Genomic DNA, 19,085 nt, shown 5'->3' on the forward strand with positions numbered 1-19,085 from the left:
TGACAATTATTTGGAATAGGACGTAGGGATGGGATTTACGACCAGATTCTCGATACTCGTGGTATTGCTGACGGTTCTCGCCATTTTTCTTATGCTTTTCAGTAGTATATTTAGCCTCTGTTATTACAGCCAGTTGCGGACAGAGCAGCAACTGCGTGAGGTTACGGCCAGTATCGATCAGGCATTATTAGTGCAATCGCCCGAGAATATCCAATATTGGCTGCCGGCAATGATGAAGACGGCAGGCATTGTTGTGCTGGATATTCAGGACAACGATTCGACACTCTATTCAATACAGTTGCCTGAGGCTGGCTGGGAACGCACACACCTCTATCACGAGGTTGAATTTCCGCTGATGCATCATCTGAACATGACGATCGCCATCAGGTATGTTGATCCGCTGATTGGTTTACCGCGCTTTGTGGTGCCGATGTTATCGGTGTTACTCGCTGCGGGCCTGATGCTCCTGATGCTGTATTTCTCCATCCGCTGGCTGCGTCGTCAGGCCGCCGGGCAGGAAGAGTTGGAGGAGCGGGCACAGCGTATTCTCAAGGGCGAACGTGAATCGGTTATGCAGGGCTCGGTACGTGAATGGCCAGTGAATACCAGCGGCGCGCTCGATAAACTGTTGTCTGATTTAGTCGAAGCGCGTGAGGAACGTGGGCGGGTGGATACCTTAATTCGCGCTTTCGCCGCGCAGGACGCCGAAACCGGGCTGAGTAATCGTCTGTTTTTTGATAATCAACTGACCACACAGCTTGAAGAAGGTGCAGAAGTGGGGACGCACGGCGTTGTCATGATGATCCGCGTACCCGATTTTGAAACCTTGCAGGAAACGCACGGCTATACCAGCGCACTTCAGGAATACCGTTTCACGCTGGTTAACCTGCTATCGACGTTTGTCATGCGTTATCCCTCCGCGCTGCTGGCGCGTTACTTCAGCAGCGATTTCACCGTATTGCTCCCCCATAGCACCTTAAAAGAAGCCAATGCGATTGCTACGCAACTGGTGAAGGCCATTGATATTCTCCCCGCCTGCCCGCTGATCGATCGGGAAGAGGTGCTCCACATTGGTATTTGTGCCTATCGCGGCGGGCAAAGTGCCGATCAGGTGATGGAAAGTGTGGAAGATGCGACGCGTAATGCAGTGTTGCAGGGCGGTAACAGCTGGTGCGTGTTTGACAGACAGGTGCCAGACAAAGGGCGCGGCAGTGTGAAGTGGCGCACTTTGCTGGAACAGACGTTGGCGCGCGGCGGCCCGAGGCTGTATCAGAAACCCGCTGTCACGAAAGAGGGCGTGGTACATCATCGTGAAATGATGAGTCGGATCTACGACGGCGAACAGGAACTGCTCGCTGCGGAGTATATGCCGCTGGTGCAACAATTGGGGCTGGTGGCCAGCTATGATCGGCAATTGGTGGCGCGTATTATTGATTTATCAGCGAGCTGGCCCGGAGAAACATTGGCTTTGCCGGTAAGTGTGGACTCACTTTTACAGAAGCCTTTCCTACGTTGGTTGAAAGAAATCTTACTGCAATGTCCGAAAACGCAGCGGCAGCGCATTTTATTTGAACTTGCAGAGGCAGATGTTTGTCAATATATCGGCCACCTGCGACCAGTTCTTGAGGTGATCCTGGGATTAGGCTGTCGCCTGGCCGTCACGCAGGCGGGTTTAACGCTGGTCAGCACGACGTATATCAAGTCACTCCCCGTGGAGATCATCAAGCTTCATCCCGGCTTGGTTCGGAGTCTTGAGCGCCGCCCGGAAAATCAGTTGTTTGTACAAAGCCTGACCGAAGCCTGTAAGGGTACGCAAACACGGGTGTTTGCCGCTGGTGTGCGAACCAAAGAGGAGTGGCGAATGCTGTTAGGCAAGGGAGCCTATGGTGGGCAAGGGGATTTTTTTGCCGCATCAGTCCTTGTCACCGATGAGCTGAAAAAATATTCATCGCAGCATCGTGTTTAATATAAACCTCCTGTGCAAATTGACGTAGAATGAGGCGGTTGTTAAATCGGTTAGTGTGTGCTTACGATAGCGGCAATCCGATTAAATGTTAGATTTTATGTCCTGTGTTAGCGCAATGCTGTCGGGTGGACAGCGGTAAGAGGCCTTGCCGCGTGAGGAGAAAGCATGTTGTGCCTTCTTCCTGACGCCGACGTGCGCAACGCAGACTCATTTTTCACCGAAGCAGAGCCTTTTCGTGCCTTGTCGCTGCTTCGTGTGGTTGGTAAAGTAGGCGGATTTATTTTTCGCCCCCAGCTTGCAGGATTATCCTTTAGTTATGTTTAAGAAATTTCGTGGCATGTTTTCCAACGACTTGTCCATCGACCTGGGTACCGCCAATACCCTGATTTACGTTAAAGGGCAGGGCATCATACTGAATGAACCCTCTGTCGTTGCGATTCGTCAGGATCGTTCCGGTTCCCAAAAAAGCGTGGCGGCAGTAGGCCATGACGCTAAGCAGATGCTGGGCAGAACGCCTGGGAATATCGTGGCGATTCGCCCGATGAAAGACGGTGTGATCGCCGATTTCCAGGTCACGGAAAAAATGTTGCAGCACTTCATCAAGCAAGTGCATAGCGACAGCTTTATGCGTCCGAGCCCGCGCGTGCTGGTGTGTGTTCCGGTAGGAGCAACCCAGGTTGAACGTCGTGCCATTCGCGAATCTGCACTCGGTGCAGGTGCCCGTGAAGTGTTCCTGATCGAAGAGCCGATGGCGGCTGCGATCGGTGCTGGCATGCCGGTATCCGAAGCGACCGGTTCCATGGTGGTGGATATCGGTGGTGGTACCACGGAAGTGGCGGTGATCTCGCTGAACGGCGTGGTGTACTCCTCTTCTGTCCGTATTGGTGGTGACCGCTTTGATGAAGCGATCATCAACTACGTTCGTCGTAACTATGGTTCACTGATCGGTGAAGCGACGGCGGAACGTATCAAGCATGAAATCGGCTCCGCTTATCCGGGTGACGAAGTGCTTGAGATTGAAGTACGCGGCCGTAACCTTGCTGAAGGTGTACCGCGTGGCTTCACGTTGAACTCCAACGAAATTCTGGAAGCGCTGCAAGAGCCGTTGACGGGTATCGTCAGCGCGGTCATGGCGGCGTTGGAACAGTGCCCACCGGAACTGGCCTCCGATATCTCCGAGCGCGGTATGGTGTTAACGGGCGGCGGTGCGCTGCTGCGTAACCTGGATCGCTTGCTGATGGAAGAAACGGGTATTCCGGTTGTGGTGGCTGAAGATCCACTGACCTGTGTTGCCCGTGGTGGCGGCAAGGCGCTGGAAATGATCGACATGCACGGTGGCGATTTGTTCAGCGAGGAGTAATCCTGTCTGGAAAAGGGGGGACCGGATGGATGAACGCCTGCGTTTTTCATCTCTCGTGGTTACCCCTTTTTTATTTGCCTGAGCGAATGAAATCCGCCCTACGGGGTGCAGCTTTGTGACGTTAAAAATCGCCAGGAGCGATTTGAGGTTGCTGTCGAGGAATACGCAAATTTTATGAAGCCGCTTTTTAGCAGGGGACCTTCCCTGCAATTACGACTTTTTCTTGCTGTCGTTACCGCGATTGTCGTGATCGTTGCGGACAGTCGGCTCGGTTCGTTTGTCAAAATCAGAACGTACATGGATACCGCCGTTAGCCCATTTTATTTTTTGGCGAATGGGCCTCGTCAGGTTCTGGACAACATGTCTGCCTCACTGGCAACCCGTGGGCAATTAGGTCTTGAAAATACCGCCCTGCGTCAGGAACTGTTGATGAAAAACAGTGACCTGCTGCTGCTAGGCCAGCTCAAGCAGGAAATGCGCGGTTACGTGAACTGCTCGGCTCGCCGCTGCGTCAGGATGAGCAGAAGATGGTGACGCAGGTGATGTCTGCCGGAACCGACCCTTACAGCGATCAGGTCGTGATTGATAAAGGTCAGGCGAACGGTGTGTATGAAGGGCAACCGGTCATCAGCGATAAAGGCGTGGTGGGTCAGGTTGTGGCGGTTGGCCAGTTTACCAGCCGGGTTTTGTTGATTTGTGATGTTTCCCACGCGTTGCCCATTCAGGTGCTGCGCAATGATATCCGCGTGATTGCTGCCGGCAATGGCTGCACCGACGATCTGCAACTGGAGCACCTGCCTAACAATACCGATATTCGGGTCGGTGACGTACTGGTCACATCCGGGCTGGGTGGACGTTTTCCTGAAGGGTATCCGGTCGCGGTCGTGTCATCGGTTAAAGCGGATACACAGCGTGCCTATACGATTATTCAGGCACGTCCGACGGCGGGATTACAGCGCCTGCGCTATCTGCTGTTACTGTGGGGCGTGGAGAATAATTCCAATACGTCGCTGCCGCCGGCGGAAGTTCATCGGGTTGCCAATGAACGCCTGATGCAGATGATGCCGCAGGTTTTACCCTCGCCTGACGAGATGGGGCCGCCGCTTCCTCCTGATGCCGCTGGGCCTACCGTCGAGCCGCAGCAGAGAGGCCGCCAATGAACCGTTATCGCAGGCATGGCAACTGGATTATCTGGCTTTCTTTTTTGATCGCCATGGTTTTGCAGATTATGCCGTGGCCGGATGAAATCTACATGTTTCGCCCCTCCTGGCTGACGTTGTTTCTGATTTACTGGGTGATGGCATTGCCACATCGGGTGAATGTGGGTACAGGATTTATATTAGGTCTGATTATGGACCTGATTCTTGGGTCTACACTGGGAGTACGGGCGCTGGCGTTGAGCATTATTGCTTATCTGGTCGCCTTTAAATTCCAGCTGTTCCGAAATATGGCGTTATGGCAACAGGCATTAATCGTGATGCTATTGTCGCTGCTGATGGACCTCACGGTATTCTGGGCAGAATTTTTAGTTATTAATGTCTCTTTCCGACCAGAAACATTCTGGAATTGCGTCGTTGATGGCGTACTCTGGCCGTGGCTGTTCCTGCTGATGCGAAAAATTCGTCGTCAGTTTACTGTGCAATAAGGTGATTCATGACCCAGCTTTATCTGGCCTCCGCTTCTCCCCGCCGTCGTGAACTGCTCACGCAGCTCGATATTCCTTTTGCTGTACTGAACGTCGCGGTGGAAGAGCAGCGGTTACCGGAGGAAGCGGCGGAAATCTATGTCCGGCGTCTGGCGCATGAAAAAGCGACTGCGGGTGTCGCGGTCGCACCGCTCGATTTACCGGTTCTGGGTGCGGACACTATTGTGGTGCTGAACGGTCAGGTATTGGAAAAACCGCGGGATGCAGCCCATGCGGCTGAGATGCTGAGTCAGCTGTCCGGGAAACCGCATCAGGTGATGACGGCCGTCGCGCTGGCCGACAAAGACGACATATTGAGCTGTCTGGTGATCACCGATGTCGTCTTCCGTCCGCTCTCGCAGCAGGATATCGAACGGTATATCGCCAGCGGCGAGCCGATGGATAAAGCCGGGGCTTATGGTATTCAGGGCAAGGGTGGATGCTTTGTCCGGTCGCTTAACGGGAGCTATTACGCGGTGGTTGGATTGCCGCTGGTAGAAACCCAGGAGCTATTCAGTAATTTTGCTGCATTGCGGAGTGCAAGAGGAAAACATGACTGCTGAGTTACTGGTAAACGTTACACCTTCAGAAACGCGCGTTGCCTATATCGACGGCGGTATTCTGCAGGAGATCCACATTGAGCGTGATGCGAAGCGCGGCATCGTCGGCAACATTTATAAAGGCCGCGTGAGCCGTGTTCTGCCAGGTATGCAGGCGGCGTTCGTGGATATCGGTCTGGATAAAGCGGCCTTCCTGCATGCGTCCGATATTATGCCGCACACCGAATGTGTTGCCGGTGACGAACAAAAGAATTTTCACGTCCGTGATATCGCCGAGCTGGTGCGTCAAGGACAGGATCTTATGGTTCAGGTGGTCAAAGATCCACTCGGAACCAAAGGTGCGCGTCTGACGACCGATATCACGTTGCCGTCACGTTATCTGGTGTTTATGCCCGGCGCATCGCACGTTGGCGTGTCACAGCGGATTGAGAGCGAAGCGGAACGCGAGCGCTTAAAGAAAACGGTCGCCGAGTATTGTGACGATGACGGTGGTTTCATCATTCGTACCGCAGCAGAAGGGATCGGTGAAGAAGAGCTTTCTCAGGATGCGGCGTTTTTGAAGCGCCTGTGGGGCAAGGTGATGCAACGCAAAAAACGCAACCAGACCAAATGCAAGCTCTACGGTGAAGTGGCGCTCGCTCAGCGTATTTTGCGTGATTTTGCTGGTGCGGCGTTGGATCGCATTCGGATTGACTCCCGGCTGACCTATGAAGCGCTGCTGGAATTTACCTCCGAATATATCCCGGAAATGACCCGTAAACTCGAACACTATGCGGGTAAACAGCCAATTTTTGATCTGTTTGATGTGGAAAATGAGATCCAGCGTTCGCTGGACAGAAAGGTTGAACTGAAATCCGGCGGCTATTTGATCATCGATCAGACTGAAGCCATGACGACCATCGACATCAATACGGGGGCGTTTGTCGGCCACCGTAATCTGGATGAGACCATTTTCAATACCAACACGGAGGCCACGCAGGCGATTGCGCGGCAGCTGCGTCTGCGTAACCTCGGCGGCATTATCATTATCGACTTCATCGATATGAATAACGAAGATCACCGTCGGCGGGTGCTGCATTCACTGGAGCAGGCGCTCAGTAAAGATCGGGTCAAAACCAGTATTAATGGTTTCTCTCAACTAGGATTAGTAGAGATGACGCGTAAACGCACGCGTGAGAGTATTGAACACGTGCTTTGCCATGAATGCCCGACCTGCCACGGTCGCGGTACCGTGAAGACGGTAGAAAGCGTCTGCTATGAAATCATGCGTGAAATCGTGCGTGTCCACCACGCGTATGACACCGATCGTTTTCTGGTTTATGCCTCACCGGCTGTCGGGGAAGCGCTGAGAAGCGAAGAATCGCACGCGTTAGCTGAGGTTGAAATTTTCGTCGGCAAACAGGTCAAAGTACAAATCGAACCCCTGTATAGCCAGGAGCAGTTTGACGTCGTAATGATGTAAATTCGTGCGCTCGTCGTCGGCGACGAAAGAAGGAGAGATTAGTGAGGCGACTGCCCGGAATACTCGCCATCACGGGTGCCACTCTTGTCGTGATGGTTGCGCTGTTAGTCAGCGGCTTAAGACTGGTACTGCCGCAGCTCGATCACTTCCGGCCACAGCTGGTGGCCTGGGCGCAGTCTGCGGCCGGTGTTCCGTTAGAAATCGGTTCGATGACGGGGCGCTGGGAGTCCTTTGGCCCCACGCTGGAAATTGAAAAATTTCGTACCTCCCTGCCGGAATCGAACTGGCAGGTTGACCGTATTACGCTGGCATTGGATGTGTGGCAGTCGTTGCTGCATGGGCGCTGGCAGTTCCGCGATCTCACATTTCACCAGCTAAAGCTTGATCTCAATAGCCAATTCACCGGGCAGCAGCAGGATAGCAAATTGATGGAGTCAGGAAAGGTCAGCGATCTTTTCCTGCGTCAGTTTGACCACTTTGATTTGCGTGATAGCCACATTACCTTCCTGACGCCTTCCGGTTCCCGCGCGGAGCTGAGTATTCCGCAACTGACCTGGCTGAATTCCGACAAACGCCATCGTGCGGAAGGTTTGATCAGCCTGTCGAGCTTTAATGGTCAGCACGGCGTGGTACAGATGCGCATGGACTTGCACGATGAGCAGGGGCTGCTCAGTAACGGTACGTTCTATCTGCAAGCTGACAATATTGATATGAAGCCTTGGCTCAGCCGCTGGATGAAAAATACGACCGGGTTGGAAAGTGCCGACTTTAGTCTGGCGGCCTGGCTGAATGTTCGTGAAGGCGATATCCACAGCGGTGACGTGTTCCTTAATCAGGGGACGGCCAACTGGGGTGAAGGCCGCGATGCACATCGCCTGAATGTCGATGACATGACACTGCATGTCAGCCGTCAGGAAAATGGCTGGCAGGTGGATGTGCCTGAATTGAATCTGGCAACGGATGGCGTCGCCTGGCCAAAAGGTCGGCTCTCTGCCCTCTGGCTGCCAAAAAATGAACACATGTTAGGGCCCGATCGACAGGAAGAACTGCGCGTTCGAGCCAGTAATCTGGCGCTGGAACGGGTAAGCACGCTGCTTCCGCTGTTATCCGGGACTACGCCAGCCTTGAAAGAACGTTGGGCAGAACTGCAACCGACGGGCACATTGAATACCGTTGCGGTCGATATCCCTCTGCAACAGCCGGAGAGAAGCCGCTTTCAGGCCAACTGGCAGGACGTGAGCTGGCAGCAGTGGAAATTGCTGCCGGGCGTTAATCATTTCTCCGGTTCTGCCCGCGGTAGCGCCGAACGTGGTCAGGTTAGCGTCGCGTTAGATCAGAGCACGCTGCCCTATGTCGATATGTTCCGCGCGCCGCTGGAAATCAAGCAGGCCAGCGGTACGATTGACTGGCGTAATGACGCACAGGGTCTGGCGCTCTGGAGCCACGGGTTGGACGTACAGGCGAAATCGCTATGGGCTAATGGCGATTTCCGTTACGAACAGCCTGCTAAACAGGAACCGAAGCTGGATATTCTGGCTGGCATTCGACTGACCGACGCGGCGGACGCCTGGCGCTATTATCCTGAACAGTTTATGGGCACCGAGCTGGTGGACTATCTGAGCGGTGCGCTGAAGGGCGGCCGTGTTGACAATGCGACGCTGATTTTTGCCGGTAATCCGCAGCATTTCCCCTATACGCACAACGAAGGCCAGTTTGAAGTCTGGGTGCCGGTGAAAGAGGCCACCTTCGAGTTTGAGCCGGGCTGGCCTGCGCTGACGCCGCTGGATATCAATCTGGATTTTGCCAACAACGGCCTGTGGATGTTTGCGCCGCAAACCTGGCTAGGCAAGGTGGAAGGCAAGAATATTAGCGCGGTCATTCCCGATTATGAAAAAGAGATGTTGCTCATTGATGGCGAGCTGGAAGGTCCGGGGCCTGAAGTGGGGAGCTATTTTAATCAGACGCCGCTGAAATCGTCGTTGGGTACGGCGCTGGATGAACTGAAAATTGGCGGGCCGGTGAAAGGCACGCTGCATCTGGATATTCCGCTTGCTGGTGACGATGTTCGCGCCAGTGGCGACATCGCGCTGAACAATAACAGCCTCTATATCAAGCCGCTGGATACCACGATTAAGAATCTCACGGGTAAATTTCGCTATGAAAACGGCAATTTACGTAGTGACACGCTCCAGGCGAATTGGATGAATCAGCCGATGACGGTCAATTTCACGACGGAAGAGCAGGCGAAGGCTTTTCTGGTGAATGTTGGCTTACAGGGCGACTGGCAGCCTGCGCGCTTGCCCGGTTTACCCGCATCGGCAAGCAAAGACGTGTCCGGTTCGGCAGGCTGGAAGAGTACGGTGGTCGTCAACCTGCCACATTCTGGTAAAACAACCTACGATGTTGATGTACAGGCCGATTTAAGCAAAGTAAGTAGTCACTTACCTAATCCGCTAAGTAAACCTGCTGGCGAGAGCCTGCCGCTGGAGGTGAAAGCCAGCGGTGACCTGAATGGCTTCACGATGCAGGGACAGCTGGGCAAAGATAACCACTTCAATAGCCAATGGTTGCTGAAAGGCGACATCGTGACGCTGGCGCGGGCAAGCTGGCAGAACGGGGCAACGGCAGCTCCTGCACTACCAGAAGACTCCTCGCTGGTGCTCGATCTTCCGCCGCTGGATGCAGAAAGTTGGCTGGGGCTCCTGCCATCGCTGCGTGCCTCGACATCAGCGGAAGGAAGAAAGGCACACAGTTCCCTTCGTTTTCCAGAAGCGGTGACGTTGCGGACGTCTGAATTACAACTGCTAGGGCAGCAGTGGCACGATCTGGAAATCACACGCAAAAATACGCTTGGTGGCAGTGAAGTGCAGGCAAAAGGGCGTGAAATTGACGGAATGGTTGAGATACCGAATCGTGGCATGTGGCGCAGCGATATCAATTATCTCTACTACAATCCTCAGTGGAAAGGGAATGAAGCGACCAACCCGGTGGCGTTAGCAGAGAAAAAATCGCCGCTGAACGACCCGAGCATTAGTTTTGAAGACTGGCCGTCGCTGGCGGTTAACTGCCGCCAGTGCTGGGTTATCGGGCAGAATATGGGAAGTATTCAGGGAACGCTGCTGCCAGAAAAGGAAAAACTAACGCTGACGGACGGCATCATTGATACGGGTAAAGCCCGCCTGACGGTAAACGGTTCCTGGCAGGAAAATGCGGAAGGTGTGCGGACCGCGCTAAAAGGCCGCCTGACGGGAGACAGTTTGGAACAGAACGCGAACTGGTTCGGCGTGGATTCACCGCTCAAGGCTGGCTCTTTCGATGTGGATTACGATTTATACTGGCGTGGAACACCTTGGGCGCCGGATATTGCCAGCCTGAGTGGAATATTGCACACGCGTATTGGTAAGGGTGAAATTGCCGAAGTCGGTGCGGGTCAGGCGGGTCAACTGCTGCGTTTATTGAGCTTCGATGCGTTGATGCGTAAGCTGCGGTTTGATTTTAGTGATACGTTTGGTCGTGGATTTTACTTCGATTCGATTCGCAGCACCGCATGGATTAAAGACGGCGTGCTGCATACTGATGATATGCTGATCGACGGGCTTGAAGCGGACATCGCAATGAAAGGCGATCTCGACCTCGCTCAACGCCAGGTCAACATGGAAGCGGTGATTGCTCCGGAAATTTCCGCGACGGTGGGCGTGGCGACGGCCTTTGCCGTCAACCCGGTTGTGGGAGCTGCCGTGTTTGCTGCCAGTAAAGTGCTGGCACCGCTATGGAACAAGATTTCGCTGATTCGTTACCAGATTTCCGGTAGCGTCGATCAGCCAAAGATTCAGGAAGTGCTGCGTGAGCCGAACAAAAAGAAAGGCGAATAATGCCGTTAGGGCAGCGCAGTGTACTCAACCGATTATCTGATAAAGAGTGAAAAACTATGAGCCTTGCGTTTGTCAGTGAGCAGTTACTCACCGCTAACAAATTGAATCTTGACGATCTCGCTGCTGTGCTGGGGTCGCTTAATGAGCGTCGTCTGGACTATGCCGATCTCTATTTCCAGTCCAGCTACCATGAATCCTGGGTACTGGAAGACCGTATCATTAAAGACGGTTCTTACAATATCGATCAGGGCGTGGGTATCCGTGCGATTGACGGAGAAAAGACCGGGTTTGCTTATGCCGATCAGATCACGCTGAATGCATTGCACCAGAGTGCGCAGGCTGCACGCAGCATTGTGCGTGAACAGGGCACGGGGACTGCGCACACGTTGGGAGCGGTATCGCATAATGCGCTTTATCCAACGTTGAATCCGTTGGATAGCCTGACGCGTGAGGACAAAATTGCGCTGTTGCAGCGTGCCGATACGGTCGCGCGTGCTGCGGATGCGCGGGTGCAGGAAGTGTCAGCCAGCCTGACCGGCGTGTATGAACTGGTGCTGGTGGCGGCGACGGATGGCACGTTGGCGGCGGATGTACGTCCGCTGGTTCGCCTGTCGATCAGCGTGCTGGTTGAATCTGAAGGTAAACGCGAGCGTGGTTCTAGCGGCGGCGGCCTGCGTGGTGGTTACGATTATTTTTGGGAAGTGACTGACGGCGAAGCGCGTGTCGACGCCTGGGCAAAAGAAGCCGTGCGTATGGCGCTGGTAAACCTGTCGGCGGTGGCCGCACCCGCAGGGCCGATGCCTGTAGTGCTGGGCGCAGGCTGGCCGGGGGTACTCCTGCATGAAGCGGTAGGCCACGGTTTGGAAGGCGACTTTAACCGTCGCGGTACGTCAGTGTTCAGCGGACAGATGGGGAAACTCGTCGCATCAGAGTTGTGCACGGTGGTCGATGATGGCACCTTGAGTGGACGCCGTGGCTCCCTCTCAATGGACGATGAGGGCGTGCCAGGGCAATACAATGTCCTGATCGAAAACGGCATTCTGAAAGGCTACATGCAGGACAAGCTGAACGCTCGTCTGATGGGCGTTGCACCCACAGGCAACGGTCGCCGTGAGTCTTATGCTCACCTGCCGATGCCGCGTATGACGAACACCTACATGCTGGCCGGGAAATCCACGCCGGAAGAGATTATCTCCAGCGTTGAATACGGCCTGTATGCGCCAAACTTTGGCGGCGGTCAGGTTGATATCACCTCTGGCAAGTTCGTCTTCTCGACGTCGGAAGCGTACCTGATCGAAAAAGGTCGTATCACCACGCCAGTCAAAGGTGCAACGTTGATTGGCTCCGGTATTGAAGCAATGCAGCAGATCTCGATGGTCGGTAACGATCTGGCGCTGGATAAAGGCGTTGGGGTGTGCGGTAAAGAAGGGCAAAGCCTGCCCGTTGGCGTTGGCCAGCCTACGCTGAAGCTGGAAAGCCTGACCGTTGGCGGCACCGCGTAATTTGCTCTGAGTCCTGAGTTCCCTTTAAGACCGCGCGTTATTAGCGCGGTTTTTTTATTGGGCTGAGAGGTAATGGAGTAAAAAGTCAGGAAACCGCTGCAATAATCGATTTGAGCTGCCTGATGTGTATTTCATCTCGCTGTACCAAGACATCTTCCTTAATCTTGAGAACAATGCCTTTTAATAGGTCTGTTGTACTGGAGATGTTTGTTGTTGTTTTTAGTACGTCAATGTCTGTCGCGACATGCCTTCCTTTAAGAGAAAGACGTTTCTCGGATTTGCCTTTTGCCAAATCACTTTGCAGAAAACGCGGGATATCTTGTGCCGCTGCGCGATCGGCTGCCAGCGTGTGAAGATAGTATTTCATCAGCGTGGGAATAAAATCGGGTTCCCCACCTAATTCGCAGCTTGCCAGATTTAAGATATCTATCATGTGCGCAGGGACTCTGCTTTCTAGCGCCTTACGCTGTACATCCAGCGCTTTCTTAATCATGGGCGTAGATTGATGGGGAATGATGGCAACATTCCCGCAGCGGTTGCAAACGCCAACCAAAACCTGTCTCACCACGCCGCTGTTATCGCTGAATGGGACGTCTCTAAGCTGAAACGTCGCAGTTTCAGGTGACTGGCATGTGTTACAGAGAGCGGACTGTGTATCGCCGACTTTGAAAATTTTCATGTCATCGCCTCAATGGTGGACGCTAATAAAGACACAATTTGGCTCGGCAAAATACCATCTGATATACCACGATATTCCCCGATGGCGGCAACGGATGATATGAACATCAATATGCGCTGCAAAATGATGGGGTGAAGAAGAGTAGGATGTCCCCGAAGATTGATAAATAATATCAATGAGTTCTGTTATTGATGTTTGCCCGGTTGCCAGCAAATTCTTCGTACTGATATTTCCTCTGGCTTCATGCAACACAGTACCCGACTGCAAACAGACGATAAGCTGCTTTTTGGCATCCTTGAACCCCATCCCTTCACCTATATTGTACGAATTTATTCGTACCTTATCCATGTGATTTTACTTTCCTGAACGAAGGAAAGAGATATAACGTACGGATGGTGGGATGGGGATGTGTTTTGTATGAAAGAGGAAGGTGTCTCGCATTTTCCTCTTTGCAAATCCTACTTTTTTTCCTCGCTATGATTCTGCCGATAGCCCTGATACGTCAGGGCGACGTTTTTGAAGTATTCCGTCATGTAGTTAATGCAGACCTGTACTTTTAGCGGCAGGTTGTCTTTGCGGGTGTAGAGCGCATAGACCGGGCGCGGATCGGAGTGGTAGCGGTTAAATAAGATCTCAATTTCGCCGCGATTGATTTCATCCACGATCCACATGAGCGGCACGTACGCGATACCCGCGCCAGCCTTGAGCCAGCGCACCAGCGTTTGCGGATCGTTAGTGACAAAGCGCCCTTGTGGCGTGACGCGGGTTGAAATGCCTTCCGGGGCGATCAGCTCAAATTCGCTGTCGGGACGCACGCTGTATTCCAGCCAGGAAAAATTCACCATATCTGCCGGTTTATCCGGCGTACCGTGCTGTGCCAGATAGCTTTTGGCGGCACAGACCACCATCGGCATCGAGCCTAAGCGTTTCGAGAACAGGCTGGAATCCTGCAATGCGCCGACGCGGATAACGATATCCAGCCCGTCGGCAATCAGGTCGGGTGCGGGGATTCCCGTGACCAGATTAACGGACAAGCCGGGTATTCCTTCAGCATCGCGGCAGTCATGGTGGACAACACATTCTGCGCCATCGTGGAAGAACTGCCGATGCGCAGTGTGCCGATGGGCGTATTGTTGAAGGCGTAAAGTTGCTCATGGACCTCATGAGCCTCATGCAGCATGCGGCGACAGCCGTGATAGTAAATTTTCCCCGCTTCCGTCAGTCCAATGCTGCGCGTACTGCGGTTCAGTAGCTTAATCTGTAGTTCATCTTCAAGCTTGGTGACGGTCTGGCTGACGGCGGATACGCTCATCTGCAACTGGCGGGCGGCCGCGGTAAAAGAACCAAATTCCACCACGCGGGCAAACACCGACATACTCTTTAGTCTTTCCATTATTCACTCTGGCTTAAAAGTGATTTAGATCACACTATGTAGATAAGGTGATAATAAGCATCCATAATATAGCCTATCCGGTGATGCTGAGTGGATCATTGTCCGCCATCGTTCAAGCGGCAGCGTTGCCTGAAGGCGAAAGCGAACAGACATCGCCCCTGTGGTCGTCCATGATTATTCACCACTCAGAGCTAACCAATGGTTGTGTTTATTTACCCAATATAGATCGTGCGCTGATTTCCCATCGCTAGTCAGCTCCTGCAGGCATCGCTATTCATCAGTTTAACGCTATCTCATTCGCTGGCAGCCAGCCTGCGGGATGACGCGCTTTTGTCTATGCTGAACGTCAGTATCAGACAACATCATTTACCATCCGGTAGCGAACCTGCGCGCTACCGCTACCTAACAGAAAAAAGGAAAAGAGGATGAGTTCACTCCCGGTTATGGTGCTGTTCGGGTTGTCATTCCCCCCCGTATTTTTTGTCCTGCTGGTGTCATTGACTCTGTTTTTTGTCGTGAACCGCTTGCTGCAACCGACGGGTATCTATGACTTCGTCTGGCATCCGGCGCTGTTTAACAGCGCGCTGTTCTGCTGTCTGTTCTATTTACTCTTCCGTTACGGTCTGTGAGGCGTCTGTGAAAGCGTTCTTTTTAACCTTGTTTAGACAGCAGGCCGTGCTGATCAAAAAACTGAGCCGCGTAGCGATTACGCTGGTGATCGTGCTGTGCGCGATTGTCGCCATTTTCCGCGTCTGGGCGTTTTATACCGAAGCGCCTGGACGCGCGATGCCAAATTTACGGCGGATGTTGTCGCCATTGCGCCGGACGTCAGTGGGTTGTTGAGCGATGTTCGCGTCACGGACAATCAACTGGTGAACAAAGGGGATGTGCTGTTTGTCATCGACCAGCCGCGCTACCATCAGGCCGTGGCGCAGGCGGAAGCCGATGTCGCCTATTATCAGGCACTGGTGACGGAAAAACGTCGTGAATCAGGGCGTCGTGCGCGTCTGGGCATCAGTGCGATGTCGCAGGAAAATATCGATCAGTCCAGTAATGCGCTGGAAACCGCCACGCACCAGCTTGCTAAAGCGCAGGCGGTGTTGTCACTGGCGCAGTTGGAGCTGGAACGCACGGTGGTACGCGCCCCTGCCGATGGCTGGGTGACCAACCTGCATGTGCAGAGCGGTGAGTTCATCGAACGCGGTAATACGGCGGTGGCGCTGGTGAGGAAGGATTCGTTCTACCTGCTGGCGTACATGGAAGAAACCAAGCTTGAGGGGGTTCGTCGCGGCTACCGCGCGGAAATCACCCCGCTGGGCAGTGAAAAAATATTTTACGGCACGGTGGATAGCGTGGCGGCGGGCGTGAATAACAGCAGCAGCAGCGCGAACAATAAAGGCCTGGCGAATGTGGATTCTAATCTGGAGTGGGTGCGTCTGGCGCAGCGTGTGCCGGTAAAAATTCGCCTCGATCGCCAAATGGGCGACCTCTATCCGGCTGGTACGACGGCTACCGTGGTGATCACTGGTGAGCAGGTCAACAATGACAAAAAGCCGTCGCTGCTTATCCGTCTCCTTTATCGCCTGCGTGAGTTTGGTTAAGTGAGGCGATGATGAAAACGCCGTCGTTGACAGGCCCTGTGTTCTTTACGACACCGAAGTTTGCGCGTTTGCGCTTTGCCTTCAAACTAAGTTTTGCGATTGTACTGTCCCTGTTTCTGGGGTTTCATCTCCAGTTGGAAACCCCGCGCTGGTCGGTGCTGACGGCGGCGATTGTTGCTGCCGGCCCCGCTTTTGCCGCAGGCGGCGAGCCGTTTTCCGGTGCCATTCGTCATCGTGGTATTCTGCGTATTATTGGCACCTTTATCGGCTGTATCGGTGCACTTATCATCATTATTGCCACTGTTCGCGCACCGGTGGTGATGTTAATGCTGTGCTGTATTTGGGCGGGCCTTTGCACTTGGGTTTCCTCACTGGTTAAAGTCGAAAACGCCTATGTGTTCGGGCTGGCGGGTTACACCGCGCTGATTATTATTGTGTCGACGCAGGGCACGCCGCTGCTGACGCCGCAGTTTGCCGTGGAGCGCTGTAGCGAGATTGTACTGGGCATCGTCTGTGCCATTCTGGCGGATTTACTGTTTTCGCCACGTTCGATCAAACAGGACGTTGACCGGAGCATTGGTGAGCTGTTGGTGGATCAATATCGCTTACTGCAACTCAGCATGAACGGCGTGGAGAAAGAAGCCATCGATGCGGCATGGCACGCGCTGGTGCGTAAAACGACCGCACTAAACGGCATGCATAGCAGTCTGATGCTGGAATCCTCGCGCTGGCAGAACAGTAATCGCCGCTTAACGTCGCTGCATACGCAATCCCTCACGATGATTACCCAGGCGTGTGAAACCTACCTGATGTTGCAAGATGCTCCGACTCCCGTAAAAAGCAGCCTGAAACTAGTGTTGGCTCAGCCCGTTGAGTCATTCCGCGATGTGCATTGCCGTGTGAAAGCATTACGCCACCTGATTGCCGCAGACAGCCGCGATGTGCCGCCTACGCTGGTTAGCTGGGTGGGGGCGGCGACGCGCTATCTACTGTTGGCAAAAGGGGTGCAGACCAACGGGCGTATCACGACGATTGAAGCCGACGTGCTGAACAGCGAGGTGGAAATTAAAGCGCCATCAGCCGAAACTCATCATGCCATGATCAACGGTTTACGTACTGGCGTGGCGACTGCGCTGGGCTGTTTGTTCTGGTTGAGCACCGGCTGGACCTCTGGCAGCGTATGTATGGTGATGATTGCGGTGGTGACATCGCTTGCCATGCGTTTGCCGAATCCGCAGATGATGGCGAAGGATTTTCTGTTCGGGACGATCTACGCGCTGCCGCTGGGGGCAATAATGTTCATGTTTATTATGCCCTCAACGCAGCAAAGTATGCTGCTACTGTGCCTGAGTCTTGGGGCGATGGCCTTCTTTCTTGGGATTGAAGTACAAAAACGTCGTCTCGGTTCGCTGGGTGCATTAGCCAGTACGATCAATATATTGGTGCTGGATAACCCGATGACGTTCCATATCAGCCAGTTTCTGGACAGCGCGATCGGCCAGATCATCGGCTGTTTTCTGGCGCTGATGGTGATCCTGCTGATCCGGGATAACACCAAGGCGCATACGGGAAGAACGTTGTTGAACCGCTTTGTGTATGGTGCGGTTTCGGCGCTGACGACCAACACGGCGCGGCGCAAGGAAAACCATCTGCCTGCGTTGTACCAACAGTTGTTCCTGCTGTTGAATCGCTTTCCTGACGATATTGCCAAGTATCGCCTCGCACTGTGGCTGATCATCATGCACCAGCGTCTGAGAACGCTGGATATTCCGCAAAACGCGGCACTGTCGGCCTTTCATCGTCAGATTCGCGCAACGGCAGAGCAGGTGATATTGGCTCGACGTGATAGTACGCGTAGCCGCTATTTCACGCAGCTGTTAGACGAGCTTGAACGCTATCAGCAGATGCTGACGGAACAGCAGCTTCCCCCGAGCGTGACTGCGCCAGTAGGACGATTGACCGGGGTCTTACGTGATTATCAGCATGCGCTGAGCCGCTGATTTTGAGGGGAGGTATTCGGGAAGATCTCTACGTGATGAGTGGTGTTTATTGATTTTTCTTATCGCTATCGGTCGTCCATTTCATCCAAAAAAGATTCTGCATCGGAATATTTGCCTTCTGTAAACGCTTTTCTCCCCAAAGCTAACAGCTTCAGCAAGGCAAGCGTTTCTTGCTGTTTTTCATATTCCGTGATGTCCATAACTACCATTTTGACTTTACCATTATTGGGTAATAAAGCACGGGATGAGTGAGATATACTCCTCATCCCGCTTTTGACATTAGTCTGTGGTTTCAGCCAGTTCACGCAGATACTGGAAGATCTGGCGGGCGGATTTCGGCGGTTTGTTCGCCGCTTTCTCTTTCTGCGCATTCCGCACCAGAGAACGCAACTGCTGACGGTCTGCATGGGGATACAGCGCCAGAATATCGGGAACCACATCGTCACCCTCGGCAATCAGACGATCGCGCAGCTGTTCCAGTTTGTGGAACAGTGCCACCTGCTGATTATGACGGTTGTTCAGTTTATCCAGAGCCGTTTGGATTGGTTCAGGATCGCGGGCGCGCAACATCTTACCAATCAGCTGTAGCTGACGGCGACGGCCTTCTTTCTTGATCCGCTGTGCCAGTTCTACCGCTGCACGCAGATCGTCGTCCAATGGGATCTTCTCCAGGGCATTTTTGCCCAGATCAACCAGTTCCGCGCCGAGATCTTTCAGCGCTTCGGCATCGCGCTTTATTTCGCTTTTACTGACCCAGATAATCTCATCATCTTCGTCGTCTTCTTGGTTATCTGGGACGTCATTCAGCCAGTCTTCGTACTTTTGCTTCATGGTTGGCTCCTAAAAAGTGTCCAGGAGCAATTCGTAACGCTACGCGTAGCGGCTCCGGGATGGTGAACAGCGTGCCCACCAGAAAAAAAGAGGCTGATACTAACAGGTTTGGGCTTTGTGCGAAATTGTCCGTAGATCCTGTTAGACTAGAAAGCATTATGCTACACCATTTTAT

14 protein-coding genes and 3 pseudogenes are annotated in these 19,085 nt (G+C 53.4%); 12 read left to right on the forward strand and 5 right to left on the reverse strand.

Translation table 11 applies throughout. From position 1 onward, the window contains the following. Nucleotides 1-28 precede the first annotated feature (28 nt). From csrD to tldD, 9 genes and pseudogenes are all read left to right on the forward strand, one after another. Complete coding sequence (csrD, locus tag NAL19_RS01300) at nucleotides 29-1,966, forward strand: RNase E specificity factor CsrD (protein WP_263058540.1); 1,938 nt, start codon at nucleotides 29-31, stop codon at nucleotides 1,964-1,966. Nucleotides 1,967-2,131: 165 nt separating this feature from the next. Beyond that, nucleotides 2,132-2,290 carry a hypothetical protein gene (locus NAL19_RS01305; protein WP_156890158.1) on the forward strand — a complete coding sequence of 53 codons (159 nt, stop codon included), beginning with the start codon at nucleotides 2,132-2,134 and terminating at the stop codon, nucleotides 2,288-2,290. Beyond that, nucleotides 2,283-3,326, forward strand: a complete 1,044-nt coding sequence (mreB, locus tag NAL19_RS01310) for a rod shape-determining protein MreB (protein WP_039303992.1) — start codon at nucleotides 2,283-2,285, stop codon at nucleotides 3,324-3,326. The genes NAL19_RS01305 and mreB overlap by 8 nt, the downstream gene beginning before the upstream one ends. Nucleotides 3,327-3,500: 174 nt before the next feature. Then, a pseudogene (gene mreC / locus NAL19_RS01315) lies at nucleotides 3,501-4,486 on the forward strand (rod shape-determining protein MreC). Next, nucleotides 4,483-4,971 carry a rod shape-determining protein MreD gene (gene mreD, locus NAL19_RS01320; protein WP_225086559.1) on the forward strand — a complete coding sequence of 163 codons (489 nt, stop codon included), beginning with the start codon at nucleotides 4,483-4,485 and terminating at the stop codon, nucleotides 4,969-4,971. The pseudogene mreC and the gene mreD overlap by 4 nt, the downstream one beginning before the upstream one ends. 8 nt (nucleotides 4,972-4,979) lie before the next feature. After that, nucleotides 4,980-5,573 carry a Maf family protein gene (locus tag NAL19_RS01325; protein ID WP_225086560.1) on the forward strand — a complete coding sequence of 198 codons (594 nt, stop codon included), beginning with the start codon at nucleotides 4,980-4,982 and terminating at the stop codon, nucleotides 5,571-5,573. Then, entirely contained in the window at nucleotides 5,563-7,032 is a 1,470-nt protein-coding gene (gene rng / locus NAL19_RS01330) for a ribonuclease G (protein ID WP_225086561.1), read from the forward strand. The genes NAL19_RS01325 and rng overlap by 11 nt, the downstream gene beginning before the upstream one ends. A gap of 41 nt (nucleotides 7,033-7,073) precedes the next feature. After that, nucleotides 7,074-10,904 carry an AsmA2 domain-containing protein YhdP gene (gene yhdP / locus NAL19_RS01335; RefSeq protein WP_263058541.1) on the forward strand — a complete coding sequence of 1,277 codons (3,831 nt, stop codon included), beginning with the start codon at nucleotides 7,074-7,076 and terminating at the stop codon, nucleotides 10,902-10,904. Nucleotides 10,905-10,960: 56 nt separating this feature from the next. Continuing rightward, on the forward strand, nucleotides 10,961-12,406 hold the full coding sequence (tldD, locus tag NAL19_RS01340) for a metalloprotease TldD (protein WP_225086563.1): 1,446 nt from the start codon (nucleotides 10,961-10,963) through the stop codon (nucleotides 12,404-12,406). Nucleotides 12,407-12,491: 85 nt separating this feature from the next. Here the strand turns inward: tldD and NAL19_RS01345 are convergent, their stop codons facing one another. The 3 genes and pseudogenes from NAL19_RS01345 to aaeR all read right to left on the reverse strand — a co-directional run bounded on the left by NAL19_RS01345 (nucleotide 12,492) and on the right by aaeR (nucleotide 14,478). Next, on the reverse strand, nucleotides 12,492-13,085 hold the full coding sequence (locus NAL19_RS01345) for a hypothetical protein (protein WP_225086564.1): 594 nt from the start codon (nucleotides 13,083-13,085) through the stop codon (nucleotides 12,492-12,494). A gap of 9 nt (nucleotides 13,086-13,094) precedes the next feature. Continuing rightward, entirely contained in the window at nucleotides 13,095-13,433 is a 339-nt protein-coding gene (locus tag NAL19_RS01350; protein ID WP_263058542.1) for a hypothetical protein, read from the reverse strand. A 110-nt stretch (nucleotides 13,434-13,543) separates the two neighbouring features. Further along, a pseudogene (gene aaeR / locus NAL19_RS01355) lies at nucleotides 13,544-14,478 on the reverse strand (HTH-type transcriptional activator AaeR). A gap of 425 nt (nucleotides 14,479-14,903) precedes the next feature. Between aaeR and aaeX the strand changes: the two are divergent. The 3 genes and pseudogenes from aaeX (at nucleotide 14,904) to aaeB (ending at nucleotide 18,079) form a co-directional block, all read left to right on the forward strand. After that, complete coding sequence (aaeX, locus tag NAL19_RS01360; RefSeq protein ID WP_005975424.1) at nucleotides 14,904-15,107, forward strand: p-hydroxybenzoic acid efflux pump operon protein AaeX; 204 nt, start codon at nucleotides 14,904-14,906, stop codon at nucleotides 15,105-15,107. A 7-nt stretch (nucleotides 15,108-15,114) separates the two neighbouring features. Then, nucleotides 15,115-16,079: pseudogene (gene aaeA / locus NAL19_RS01365) on the forward strand (p-hydroxybenzoic acid efflux pump subunit AaeA). 11 nt (nucleotides 16,080-16,090) lie between these two features. Then, on the forward strand, nucleotides 16,091-18,079 hold the full coding sequence (aaeB, locus tag NAL19_RS01370; RefSeq protein ID WP_263059645.1) for a p-hydroxybenzoic acid efflux pump subunit AaeB: 1,989 nt from the start codon (nucleotides 16,091-16,093) through the stop codon (nucleotides 18,077-18,079). Between the two features lie 65 nt (nucleotides 18,080-18,144). Here aaeB and NAL19_RS01375 read toward each other — a convergent pair whose 3' ends face one another. Beyond that, on the reverse strand, nucleotides 18,145-18,288 hold the full coding sequence (locus tag NAL19_RS01375) for a hypothetical protein (protein WP_263058543.1): 144 nt from the start codon (nucleotides 18,286-18,288) through the stop codon (nucleotides 18,145-18,147). A 70-nt stretch (nucleotides 18,289-18,358) separates the two neighbouring features. Beyond that, on the reverse strand, nucleotides 18,359-18,910 hold the full coding sequence (gene yjgA / locus NAL19_RS01380; protein ID WP_225086567.1) for a ribosome biogenesis factor YjgA: 552 nt from the start codon (nucleotides 18,908-18,910) through the stop codon (nucleotides 18,359-18,361). Between the last annotated feature and the right edge of the window lie 175 nt (nucleotides 18,911-19,085).

This window comes from Pectobacterium sp. F1-1, assembly GCF_025643735.1.
Taxonomy (GTDB): domain Bacteria; phylum Pseudomonadota; class Gammaproteobacteria; order Enterobacterales; family Enterobacteriaceae; genus Pectobacterium; species Pectobacterium colocasium.